Source organism: Teichococcus aestuarii (assembly GCF_042651065.1).
Lineage (GTDB): Bacteria > Pseudomonadota > Alphaproteobacteria > Acetobacterales > Acetobacteraceae > Pseudoroseomonas > Pseudoroseomonas aestuarii.
The window spans coordinates 129,669-140,347 of sequence record NZ_JBHSCH010000006.1 but is presented as its reverse complement, the minus strand read 5'-3'; the positions used below and the strand labels follow the sequence as shown (position 1 = coordinate 140,347).

The 10,679-nt window shown below is 74.4% G+C and carries 10 protein-coding genes; 3 read left to right on the top strand and 7 right to left on the bottom strand.

Features of this window, described 5'->3' with window-relative positions:
* Positions 1 to 196: 196 nt before the first annotated feature.
* The 3 genes from ACFOY6_RS05330 to ACFOY6_RS05320 all read left to right on the top strand — a co-directional run bounded on the left by ACFOY6_RS05330 (position 197) and on the right by ACFOY6_RS05320 (position 3,485).
* On the top strand, positions 197 to 520 hold the full coding sequence (locus tag ACFOY6_RS05330) for a uroporphyrinogen-III synthase (protein WP_379649370.1): 324 nt from the start codon (positions 197 to 199) through the stop codon (positions 518 to 520).
* Between the two features lie 584 nt (positions 521 to 1,104).
* Positions 1,105 to 2,235, top strand: coding sequence for a hypothetical protein (locus tag ACFOY6_RS05325; RefSeq protein ID WP_379649368.1), 1,131 nt, complete (start codon positions 1,105 to 1,107; stop codon positions 2,233 to 2,235).
* A complete protein-coding gene (locus tag ACFOY6_RS05320) occupies positions 2,235 to 3,485 on the top strand; it encodes a heme biosynthesis HemY N-terminal domain-containing protein (protein WP_379649366.1) in 1,251 nt (416 codons plus the stop codon). The genes ACFOY6_RS05325 and ACFOY6_RS05320 overlap by 1 nt, the downstream gene beginning before the upstream one ends.
* 57 nt (positions 3,486 to 3,542) lie before the next feature.
* Here the strand turns inward: ACFOY6_RS05320 and ACFOY6_RS05315 are convergent, their stop codons facing one another.
* From ACFOY6_RS05315 to ACFOY6_RS05285, 7 genes are all read right to left on the bottom strand, one after another.
* Positions 3,543 to 3,983: a hypothetical protein gene (locus tag ACFOY6_RS05315; protein ID WP_379649364.1), complete on the bottom strand. Its 441-nt coding sequence runs from the start codon at positions 3,981 to 3,983 to the stop codon at positions 3,543 to 3,545.
* A gap of 94 nt (positions 3,984 to 4,077) precedes the next feature.
* Positions 4,078 to 5,841: a DUF4214 domain-containing protein gene (locus ACFOY6_RS05310; protein WP_379649362.1), complete on the bottom strand. Its 1,764-nt coding sequence runs from the start codon at positions 5,839 to 5,841 to the stop codon at positions 4,078 to 4,080.
* Between the two features lie 61 nt (positions 5,842 to 5,902).
* Positions 5,903 to 6,679: an urease accessory protein UreH domain-containing protein gene (locus ACFOY6_RS05305; protein WP_379649360.1), complete on the bottom strand. Its 777-nt coding sequence runs from the start codon at positions 6,677 to 6,679 to the stop codon at positions 5,903 to 5,905.
* Positions 6,680 to 6,724: 45 nt separating this feature from the next.
* Positions 6,725 to 7,624 carry a DMT family transporter gene (locus ACFOY6_RS05300; RefSeq protein ID WP_379649358.1) on the bottom strand — a complete coding sequence of 300 codons (900 nt, stop codon included), beginning with the start codon at positions 7,622 to 7,624 and terminating at the stop codon, positions 6,725 to 6,727.
* Between the two features lie 191 nt (positions 7,625 to 7,815).
* Complete coding sequence (locus ACFOY6_RS05295) at positions 7,816 to 9,057, bottom strand: CaiB/BaiF CoA transferase family protein (RefSeq protein ID WP_181378027.1); 1,242 nt, start codon at positions 9,055 to 9,057, stop codon at positions 7,816 to 7,818.
* Complete coding sequence (locus ACFOY6_RS05290; RefSeq protein ID WP_379633255.1) at positions 9,054 to 9,824, bottom strand: CoA-transferase; 771 nt, start codon at positions 9,822 to 9,824, stop codon at positions 9,054 to 9,056. The genes ACFOY6_RS05295 and ACFOY6_RS05290 overlap by 4 nt, the downstream gene beginning before the upstream one ends.
* Positions 9,821 to 10,657, bottom strand: coding sequence for a CoA transferase subunit A (locus ACFOY6_RS05285; RefSeq protein WP_379649356.1), 837 nt, complete (start codon positions 10,655 to 10,657; stop codon positions 9,821 to 9,823). Before ACFOY6_RS05285 ends, ACFOY6_RS05290 begins: the two co-directional genes overlap by 4 nt.
* Between the last annotated feature and the right edge of the window lie 22 nt (positions 10,658 to 10,679).

Below are 10,679 nucleotides of genomic sequence, written 5' to 3'. Positions count from 1 at the left end.
AAGGCCCGCGCGGCGCAGCAGGAAGTGGGTGTGGCGGGCCGAGCGCGGCGAGAGGAACAGCGCCCCGCGCACCGCCCCGGCGCGCAGCCCCCCCACCGTCTCCTCCGGCAGGGCGGCGGCCGGGCGCGCCGCGTAGACGACGCGCCGCCGCACGGCGAAGCCCGCGGCGCGCCCGGCCGCCGCCCTGCCGGAGGAGATGCTGGCCGCGCTGCGCGCCGGGGCGGTGCGCGGGGCGCTGTTCCTCTCGCCGCGCTCGGCCCGCCACACCCACTTCCTGCTGCGCCGCGCGGGCCTTGTGGAAACCGTGCGGGAGAGCGTGGCGTTCGCGCTTTCACCACGTATTGCGGCGGCGCTCGCGGGAATGCCATGGCGAGCGATCCATGCTACCCCGGTGCCGGAGCTTCCGGCGCTGCTGGCCCTGCTGGGCCGGCCGCCCGGGGCGTGGCCGGACGCGGCGCCCCCCGGCGCCTCGCCGGGCGGATTGCCAGAACCGGAGAGCGAGGGGCAGGAGAGAGAATGACCGACACGCCGAAAGACAGCCCCAAGGGTGAGCCGGTGACGGGCAGCCGCAACACCCCGCCCGCCAAGGGAAAGCCCGGCCGCGAGAACCCGACCGTGACGCCGCGTGCCTTCAGCGGCATCAACCCGGCCGCGAAGCCCGCGCCGGATGCGGCCCCCCAGGCCGCCCCTGTCCCGCCCCCTGCCTCCCCGGCTTCATCTACTCCGGCTTCGTCCACGCCCGCCGCCGCTGCGCCGGGCGCTCCTTCCGCCGCCGCGCCGCACGTCCCGCCGCCTGCGGCCGACGCGCCCCCGGCCCCGCCTGCTCCATCAGCCGCTTCCCCGGCCGCCGCCCCCGCCGGCGGGGCCGGCTCCAGCCCATCCGCCGGCGGCGCCGGCTCCAGCCTATCTGCCGGCAGGGCCGGCGCCAGCCCATCCGCCGCCCCGGGCGGCAGCACGCCCATCGCACCCGCGCCCTCCGCCCCGCCGGCCACGCCGCCGCAGAAGCCCGCGCCCCGGGCCGAGGCCACCACCCAGGAGACGGTGATTCCGCCTGTGCCCACGCCGCCCCGCCCCGCCACCCCGCAGGACAGCTCCCCCCCACGCATGACCAATCCTTCCGCCCCGCCCGCGCCCACCGCTCCGGCGCGTGGCCGCCTGGAGCATCTGGCCCTGCCCATCGCCGCGGTGAGCGGCGTGGCCGCCCTGCTGGCCATCGGCATCAGCCTGGCCAACCGGCCGGGGCCCTCGGTGGAGCCCGCCCGCGTGGAGGCGCTGGAGCAGCGCCTCTCCGCGCTGCAGCCGGTGCAGGAGCAGCTGCGCGCCCTGCAGCCGCTGCCGCAGCGCCTGCAGGCGCTGGAGAGCGGGCCGCTGGCCCAGGCCGGGCAGCGCCTCGGCGCCGTGGAATCCGGCCTCAGCGAGACCCGGCAGACCGTGGGCGCGCTGCGCGAGCAGGTGCAGAGCCAGCGCAGCGACCGCGAGGCGGTGGAGCGCGCCGCCAATGCCCGCATTGAGGAGGCCGAGCGCGCCTTCTCCCAGCGCATCAGCGGCGCCGAGGCGCAGATCGCCCAGCGCGTGGCCGCCGCCGAGGCGGCGCTCGGCCCGCGCTTCGCGGCGGTGGAGGAGACCATGCGCCAGCGCATCGCCGCCTCCGAGGCGGCGGCGCAGGAGCGGGCCGCAGCGCGCGAGAAGGCGCTGGATGAGCGCTTCTCCGCCCTCGAGGCGCGCGAGAGCCGCCTGGCCAATGCCGAGCAGCGCCTGTCGCGGCTGATCGCCAGCGCCGGGGTGGAGACCGCCCTTGAGGCGGGCCGCCCGCTCGGCCAGGCCCTGTCCGGCCTGGGCGGCGAGGCGCCCGCCGCGCTGCGGCGCTACGCCGAGAACGCGCCGCCCACCGAGGCCGCGCTGCGCCTCTCCTTCGAGGATGCCGCCCGCGCCGCCCGCGCCAAGGCCGAGCCCGCCAATGAGGGCCAGAGCGTGTGGGAATCCGCCGCCAGCCGCCTTGGCAACCTCGTCACCGTCCGCCGTGGCGAGAACGTGGTGTGGGGCGATTCGGTAAGCGGCGAGCTGGAGGCGGCCCGCCGCGCCCTGGAAGCCGGCGACCTGCCCGCCGCCATCCGCCGCATCGAGGGCCTGCCCGAGCCGGTGCGCGCGCCGATGAACGGCTGGCTGGAGCAGGCGCGCGGCCTCGTCGCCGCGCGCGGCGCGCTCGGCGAGCTGCGCAGCGGGGGGCAGGGCTGATGCGCCGCGCCATCGGGCTGCTGCTGCTCAGCCTTGTCGCCGTTGCCATCGCCTGGGGGCTGATGCGCCTGGGCGGGTCGGTGGAGCTGCGGGTGGGCGACATGTTCATCGGCATCTCGCTGCCGGTGCTGCTGATCGGCCTCGTCGTGCTGTTCCTGGTGCTGCACGGGCTGCTGGTGGGGCTGCGCGCCCTGCTCGGCTGGCCGGCCCGCGCCCGCGCCCGCCGCGCCGCGCGCCGCCGGGAGCAGGGCGACGCGGTGCTGACCCGCGCCCTCGTCTCCCTCGCCGCCGGCTCGGCCGACGCGGCGCGCAGCGAGGTCCGCAAGGCCCGCTCCCTGCTGGGCGATACGCCGCAGCTGCTGCTGCTGACCGCCGAGGCCGAGCGCATGGCCGGGCGTGAGGAGGCCGCCACCGAGGCCTTCCAGGCGCTGGCCAAGCGCGAGGATGCCCGCTTCATCGGCCTGCGCGGCCTGCTGCGGCAGGCCATCCAGCGCAAGGACTGGCCCGCCGCCCAGGCGCTGGCGCGGGAGGCCGAGGCCGCCCACCCCGGCGCCGCCTGGCTGCGCGAGGAGCGCGCCGTGCTGGCGCTGCGCACCCAGGACTGGCGCGAGGCGCTGACCCTGGCCGCGCCGGAGACGCCGCGCGCGCCGCTCGCCATGGCCGCCGCCAGCCAGGAGCCGGACGCCGAGCGTGCCGCCGAGCTGGAGCGCCAGGCCTTCCAGGCCGACCCCGGCTTCACCCCCGCCGTGCTGGCGCATGCGAAGCGCATGGCCGCCAATGGCAGCCCGCGCCGCGCCAAGGCGGTGCTGGAGCAGGGCTGGGCCGCCGCGCCGCACCCGCAGGTGGCCGAGGCCTATCTGGAGGGCGAGGCGGACCCGCTGGCGCGGGTGAAGCTGGCCGAGGCGCTGGTCAGCCGCAACCGCACCCATGCGGAGAGCCGGCTGCTGCTGGCCCGCGTGGCGCTGCAGGCCAGCCTGACCGGCCGCACCCGCAGCGAGCTGGAGGCGCTGGTGGAGTCCGGCGAGGCCGATGCCCGCGCCTACCTGATGCTGGTGGAGCTGGAGCAGCTGGAGCATGGCGACAGCCCGGTGGCCCGCGCCGCCGAGGCCAAGTGGCTGCGCGCCGCCACGGCCGCGCCGCAGGAGCCGCGCTGGCGTTGCGGCCAGTGCGGCAAGGTGCACGCGCAGTGGAAGCCGGTGTGCGAGGCCTGCGGCACGGCCGGGCGCATCGCCTGGGGCCGCCAGGACTGAGGCGGCGCCCGGGCCTTTGGCCCTTGTCGGGAAAAGCGCGCCGGTGGCGCGCTTTTTTTATCCGCGCAGCGGGTTGGCCAGCAGCAGCCCGGCGCGGCGGAAGCTCAGGGAAAGGCCGATTGCCGGACCCATGGCGGCATAGGCGCCGGCCGGTGGCAGCAGGCGGAGAAAGGCGGCCAGCGCCTCCCGCCGCGGGCCACGCTGTGCCAGGGCGAAGGCCAGCAGCAGGGCGGGCTCGTCTCCCACCAGGGCCGGATGCACGGTTTCCCCCATCGCGAAACGGTGCCCGCCCAGGCGCATCACCGCGTCCAGCGCCGGCGCGGCCGCCGCCACATTCTCGGCGATGAAGGGCAGCCGTGCCTCTGGCAGGCCGGCCAGCCCGCGGCGCGTGGCGCAGGACCAGCGGCGCATGCCTTCCAGCAGCAGCGCCTCGGGCACGGGGAGGGCGTCGACATGCGCGTCGGTCCAGGGCCAGGTGGGCAGGCCGTGAGTAGCCATGACGGTCGGGTCTCCCTGGTGGCAAGAGGGTGTCGGGCCAGATTGCCGAAAGTAAGAATGAGTCGCAAGTGATCCTGTGTATCGGCCTGCCCCGTCAGCGCAGGGCGAAGCCTTCCTCCGGCGGCAGGGCCAGCCGCAGCACCAGCTCCACCCGGTCCAGCGCGTGGCTGCCGAGAAGCTCGCTCCAGTGGTTCACGAGCTCGGGGGCGGGGTCCCGCTCATGGGTGTTGCGGTAGAGGCTGGCCACGAAGTCGCGGTCGCTCTCCCCGGCGTGGAGGGCGAGGAATTCGGGGCTTTCCAGCAGCGCCTGCGCCACCTCCCATGCCTCGGCCGGCTCGTCGCCCGCATGGCCCATCCAGTGGGCCAGATCGGGAATGGAGGGCGCACGGTTCAGCACCGTGTCGTACAGGGCTGCGATCATCTTCTCCGGCTGCAGGGGGCCTGAGAGGCCGGCGGCGGGCGAGAGGGGCGCCAGCAGCTTCAGGTCCAGCGAGGCCGCGCCCGCGGGCTTGTCCTGTGCCAGTGCCTGCAGGGCCTCGAGCAGCTTGCCGCCATTGGGCAGGCTGAGCTGCTCCAGCGCCTCGCGGTGGCGGAGCAGGCCGTGCAGCAGGCTGCCAAGCTCTGCCTCGGGCTCGCTGCCGGCCACCCAGACAAGGATTCTCCGCTCCTCGCCCGTGCCGCCGAAATCCAGCAGGTAGGAAGCATCGGGCGGCGCCTCGAACTGGGCGAGGCCGGCCTGCAGCCGCCGCTGATCCTCGGCCGATAGCCACAGCAGCCCGCCGGAGGAGAGCGAGGCATGGGCCTCGCCTCCTGCGGTGACGCCGGTGTGCTCCGCCTGCCAGACCAGCTTGAAGCTGTTCAACAGCGCCGGCGCGGCCTGCGCCACGATGTGCAGGGTGTTCTGCACATCTGGCGGTGGCGGCTGGTCAGGCAGCGCCGGAGAACCGGGTTCCGGCAGTGGTGGCGGTGGCGGAGGCGGCGGTGGCGGCGGTGGCGGAGGCGGCGGTGGTGGCGGTGGTGGCGGTGGTGGCGGAGGCGGCGGTGGCGGTGGTGGCGGAGGCGGCGGTGGCGGAGGAGGTGGCGGCGGCGGCGGCGGTGGCGGAGGCGGCGGAGGCGGCGGAGGCGGAGGCGGTGGCGGCGGTGGCGGAGGCGGAGGCGGTGGCGGTGGTGGCGGAGGCGGCGGTGGCGGCGGCGGAGGCGGAGGTGGCTCGATGGCGGGAGGGGCGGGCGTGGTGTCCACGGTGGTGGCGTCGATCACCACGACATCCATCAGGAAGCTGGCATCCTGCCGGCCGTCCGAGACGGTGATCATCACCGGGCGGGTGGTGCCGCCCTCGCGCAGCAAATCCACCCCGTCGCGCAGCTTCAGCACGTCGCCCACCACCTCGAACAGGGCGGAGTCCGGCCAGGCCACCTCATAGGTCAGGCTGCGGATGTCGGTGTCGGAATCATAGCCTTGCAGCCGGCCGATGACGCCGCCCACATCCGTCTCCAGCACCGATCCGCCGGAAGCGAAGAGCAGGCGCCGGGGTGGCGCGTCGTCGATCCCCAGCAGCGTGACGGACCAGCTCTGCGTCGCGTCCTGCCAGCCGCTTTCCGTGCGCACGGAAAGACCGAACCGGAAGACGGGGTTCGTGGCGCTGGTGTCGGCCTCGCGGTCGAAGACCATGGCGGGCACGATGGTGACGGTGCCGGTCAGCCGGTCGAGCGTCGCCTCGAACAGGCGGGCCGATTCGCCGATCAGCCGCACCTCCAGTGGGTTGACGATGCCGGAGAGGTTGAGTGTCGCCACCCAGTCGCCGGGGCGGCCATTCTCCAGGATGGTGTTCGGAACCTCGCCGGAGACCAGCAGTGCCAAGTTCCCCTCCCTCCTGCCATGGCGTCGGGCGGGAGAGTCGGGGGCGGGGGGTGAAGAAATCCTAAGAGAGCGGTGCCTGCACCAGCCGCCAGGCCAGCGCCGCCAGCATCAGCGCGTTGAGCCCGAATAGCGCGGCGCCCGCCGGGCGCAGCCAAGGCCCGCTGCGCCGCCCGAAGAAGCGGCCGAGCAGCGCCACCCCCACCAGGGCGGGCACCGTGCCGGCGCAGAAGGCCAGCATGGCCAGCGCCCCGCCCAGCGCGCTGCCCGTGGCCGCCGCGCCCGCCAGCGCGCCATAGAGCAGGCCGCAGGGCAGGGCGGAGAGCATCAGCCCCAGCGCCACGCCGCGCCAGCCATCGGGCGCCGCCAGCAGGGTGCCGAGATGCCGCGAGAGGAAGCCCGGCAGGCGCGGGGCGGGCAGGCGCGGCAGCCACCGGCCCAGGCCGTGCGCCAGCCGGGCCGAGGCCTGGCCCAGCATCAACAGCGCCGCCAGCAGCAGCAGCGCCGCCAGCGCCAGCCGCAGCGCGCCCGGCACGCTGCCGCCTTCCACCAGCGCGCCCGCCAGACCGGCGCCACCGCCCATCAGGGCACCCAGCAGCGCGTAGCCCAGCATCCGGCCGGCGTGGTAGGGCAGCAGCGCCGCGTCGCCCAGCCGCGCCAGCCGCCCACCCGCCGCCGGGCGCGGCGACACGGCCGCCGCCTGCGCCAGCACGAAGGGCGCGCACATGGCGGCGCAATGCGTGGCGCCCCCCGCCAGCCCCGCCAGGAACAGCGCGCTCATCAGCGCGGCCAGCCCGCCAGGGCCAAGCGCGGTCAGGTCATGCAGGCAATTGGCGATCATGCCCCACATTCTGCCGCGCCGGGCGCCGCGCCGCGTTGCGCCAGATCAAGCGGCGCGGCGCCGCAGGCGGCCATCCAGCACCATGAAGCCGAGCGCGATCAGCGCCATGCCGGCCAGGTGCCGCGGCAGCAGCGCCTCGCCCAGCACCAGCACGCCGAGCAGGATGGCCATGACCGGCACCAGTTGCGTCACCAGCGCGGTGTTGGTGGCACCCGCCTCGGCCAGCAGGCGGAAGAACAGCGCATAGGCCACGCCGGTGGAGATCAGCCCCAGCGCCAGCACCGCCAGGATCACCTCCGGCCCCGGCGGCGGCAGGTGCCAGGGCTGGTCCAGCAGCAGCACCAACGGCAGGGCGAGCAGGATGCTCGCCGTGGTCTGCCCGGCCGCCGCCGCCAGCGGCGGCACGCCCATCCGCTGGAAGCGGCGGCCCCACACGCCGGCACAGGCATAGCTGAGGCAGGCGCCGAGCCCCGCCAGGATGCCCGGCAGCTCCGCCCCCGCGCCGAAGGCGGCCGGCCCGGCCAGCACCGCCACCCCGCCCAGGCCGACCAGCACGCCAGCGAGGCGGTGGCCGCTGAGCTTCTCGTCCGCCGTGGCGAGATGCGCCACCACGGCGGTCAGCACCGGCGTCGCCGCGTTCACCACCGAGGCCAGGCTGCTCGGGATGCTCTGCTGCGCCCAGACGATCAGGCTGAAGGGGATGAGGTTGTTCAGCAGCGCCATGCCGAGGCAGGCCAGCAGCACCGGGCGGCGCAGCGGCAGGCGCTGCCGGTTCAGCGCCAGCAGCAGCCAGAGCAGCGCCGACGCCAGCACCACCCGCGAGAGCACCACGGTGAAGGGCGGCCAGGCCCGCCCGGCCACCGCCATGAAGAAGAAGCTGCCGCCCCAGGCCAGGGCGAGCAGGAGGAGCAATCCCCATTGGCGGGGGGTGAGCGGCGCGTTCATGGGGAGATGTTCTGGAACCAAGGGAGGATGGCCGCACTCCGGGGAGTGCGGCCATCTGAAGTCTTCTGAGGATTCTTCTTTTTCTGAAGAAAAAGAAGCAAAAAGACTTTGTCAGTTTGGCGTCACGCTCTCGGCCAGCGCACCGCCAACAGGCAAAAGTTTTTTGGTTCTTTTTTCCAAAAAAGAACGACTTACCTCTTCTTCTCGATCAGCACGCCTTCCGCCTTCAGCGCGGCGATCTCCTCGGCGCTGTAGCCATGCGCGGCCAGCACGTCCTCGCCATGCTGGTTGAAGGCGGGCGGGGCGGCGCGCGTGCCACCCGGCGTGCGGGAGAGCTTGATCGGCGTGCCCAGGGCGCGGAACTCGCCGAGCTGCGTCACCATCTCGCGGTGCGCGGTGTGCGGGGCGGCCAGCGCCTCGTCCACGTTCAGCACCGGGCCGGCGGGCAGGCCGGCGGCCAGCAGGCGGTCGGAGAGGTCGTGGCCATCCTCGGTGGAAAGGCGCTGCTCCAGGATGGCGGCCAGCGCCTCGCGGTTGGTCACGCGGTCGCCATTGGTGCGGAAGCGCGGGTCCTCCGGCAGGCCCTCCAGCCCGAGGAAGGCGCAGAACTTTCGGAAGGCCGGGTCGTTGCCGCAGGCAACGAAGATCTCGCAGGTCGCCGTCTTGAAGGCCGAGTAGGGCGAGATGTTCGGGTGCGGGTTGCCGGTGGCCTTGGGGCGCTTGTCGTTCAGCAGGTAGTTGGCGGCCTGCGGGTGCAGCAGCGCCATGCCGCAATCGTGCAGTGTCATGTCCACATACTGGCCCTGGCCGGAGCGGGCCCGCTCCTGCAGCGCCATCAGGATGCCGATGCTGGAGTAGAGGCCGGTGGCGAGGTCGACGATCGGCGTGCCCATGCGCACCGGCGCCGTCTCCGGCGTGCCGTTGATGGACATGAGGCCGACCATCGCCTGGATGATGGCGTCATAGCCCGGCAGCCCGCCGCGCGGCCCGGTGGCGCCGAAGCCCGAGACGCGGCAATGCACGAGCTGCGGGAACTTCTTGCTCAGCACCTCCTCGTAGCCCAGCCCCCACTTCTCCATCGAGCCGGGCTTGAAGTTCTCCACCAGCACGTCGGCATCCTCCAGCATCCGCAGCAGCACGGCGCGGCCGGAAGGCTTGGCGAGGTCGAGCGCGATCGACTTCTTGTTGCGGTTGACGCCGATGAAGTAGCTGGCGGCATCGCCCTGGAAGGGGGGGCCCCATTCCCGCACCTCGTCGCCCTGCGGCGGCTCCACCTTGATCACCTCGGCGCCGTGGTCGGAGAGGATCATGGTGCAGTACGGGCCGCCCAGCACGCGCGTCAGGTCGATCACCTTCAGCCCGGCCAGCGCGCCGGCGGAGCGGGCCAGGCCGGCGCCCGTGGGGGAATCGTTGGTGGGCAGGGCATCGGTCATGCGGCGGCGTCCTTCTTCTCGGCTGCGCCGAAGACCCGGGCGCAGAATTCGGGGTAGGTCTCGATCATCTCGTCCCGCACCGGGCCGCGCAGCAGGGCGAGCTGCTCCGGCGTCGGGTCCGGCGTGGCGGGGAGATGGGCGGGCTCGTCATAGTCGAAGCCGGTGGCGGCGCGGATGCTGGCGGCATCCTCGCCCGGATGGGCGCTCTCCAGCGCGAAGCGGCCGCGCGCCGGGTCGAAGCGGAACACCGCGCGGCCGGTCACCAGCGCCTGCGCCGTGCCGCGGCGGAACACGCCGGGGGCGGAGAGGCCGGGGGCGGAGATGTTGTCCACCTTCTCCACCAGCACGCGGGGCGAATGCTCCTCGCGGAACAGGATGGTGCGCGGCGTCATCATGTACATGAAGGCGCTGCCGAAGCTGCCGGGGAAGCGCGCCCCCGTGCCCGGCCATTCGCCGGTGCCGATCAGGTTGATGTTGGCCTGCCCGTCGATCTGCCCGCCGCCCAGGAAGAACAGGTCGATCCGCCCCTGCCCGGTGAGGTCGAACAGCTCGCGCGAGCCCTCGGTGAAGGGGTTGCCGCTGCGCTTGTGCAGCAGGGAGAGCCGCACGGGGTGGCCGGACTTCTTCACCAGCCAGCAGGCGGCGGCCGGGATGGGCGAGGCGGCGCCCACCGCGATGTGCCGCGCGGGCGGCGCGGCCGGGTCCAGGATCAGCCGCGCCAGGGTGGCGGCGAGGCGTTCCTCGGGCTTGATCTCGGGGCCGCTCATGCCAGCGCCTCCTCGTGCTGCTCGGTGACGTGGCGCGCCAGCCAGGCCTGGAAGCCTTCCTCGGTGCGGGCGGCGCGGGCGTATTCGGCGATGAAGCCGGCATCCACGCCGTATTCGTCGAGCAGGGCCACGGGCTGCGCGCCGCGCGGGGCGAGGGCGATGCCGCTGATGTAGGTGGCGCTGATGGTGCCGGGGGCGAGGCGCTCATCCTCCAGCAGGTTGCCGTCGTGCAGGCGCTCCACCGTGACGAAGGTGGCCTTCGCCGCATGGGCGATGGTGGCGCATTCCCGCCGCCGCCCGAGCCAGACATTGCCCTCGCGGTCCGCCATCGCGGCGTGGATCAGCGCGAAGTCGGGGGAGAGGGCGGGCAGCAGCACGACAGGATCGCCGCCGCCGGCGAAGGGGTTGTCGATGACGCGCCAATCCGGCCGGTTGGCCAGGATGTCGCTGCCGATCAGCCCGCGCAGCGGCATGAAGGGCACGCCCTTCTCGGCCGCCTGCAGCATGGTGTGGATGGCCGGACAGGTGGCGTCCCGCACCGTGATCCGGCCTTCCTTCAGCGCGGCGGTGAAGCGGGGGGCGAAGCCGGCCTCGCCAAGGCTGACGGCGCTGGTCTGCACCTCCGCCACGCAGCCGGCGCCGATCAGCATGTCGGTGGCGAAGCCCGAGACCGGCACGCCCAGCAGCCGCAAGCCCCGCGCGCCGCGGCGGATCAGCGCCTTGGCCAGCGCCACCGAGGGCAGGGAATTGTCGGGCGGCAGCGCCACCATCGCGCCGTCCGGCACGCGGGCGGCGAGGGCCTCCGGGGAAGCCTCCAGGGTCTCAGGGTTCATGGGCCGGTTCCTCCGGCGAGCA

What these genes read in the sequence shown, in the direction of transcription:
- ACFOY6_RS05315 (WP_379649364.1), bottom strand. Translation starts at nt 3,983, where the DNA reads ATGGCTACTCACGGCCTGCCCACCTGGCCCTGGACCGACGCGCATGTC.
- ACFOY6_RS05300 (WP_379649358.1), bottom strand. Translation starts at nt 7,624, where the DNA reads ATGAACGCGCCGCTCACCCCCCGCCAATGGGGATTGCTCCTCCTGCTC.
- ACFOY6_RS05295 (WP_181378027.1), bottom strand. Translation starts at nt 9,057, where the DNA reads ATGACCGATGCCCTGCCCACCAACGATTCCCCCACGGGCGCCGGCCTG.
- ACFOY6_RS05325 (WP_379649368.1), top strand. Translation starts at nt 1,105, where the DNA reads ATGACCAATCCTTCCGCCCCGCCCGCGCCCACCGCTCCGGCGCGTGGC.
- ACFOY6_RS05285 (WP_379649356.1), bottom strand. Translation starts at nt 10,657, where the DNA reads ATGAACCCTGAGACCCTGGAGGCTTCCCCGGAGGCCCTCGCCGCCCGC.
- ACFOY6_RS05305 (WP_379649360.1), bottom strand. Translation starts at nt 6,679, where the DNA reads ATGATCGCCAATTGCCTGCATGACCTGACCGCGCTTGGCCCTGGCGGG.
- ACFOY6_RS05330 (WP_379649370.1), top strand. Translation starts at nt 197, where the DNA reads ATGCTGGCCGCGCTGCGCGCCGGGGCGGTGCGCGGGGCGCTGTTCCTC.
- ACFOY6_RS05320 (WP_379649366.1), top strand. Translation starts at nt 2,235, where the DNA reads ATGCGCCGCGCCATCGGGCTGCTGCTGCTCAGCCTTGTCGCCGTTGCC.
- ACFOY6_RS05290 (WP_379633255.1), bottom strand. Translation starts at nt 9,824, where the DNA reads ATGAGCGGCCCCGAGATCAAGCCCGAGGAACGCCTCGCCGCCACCCTG.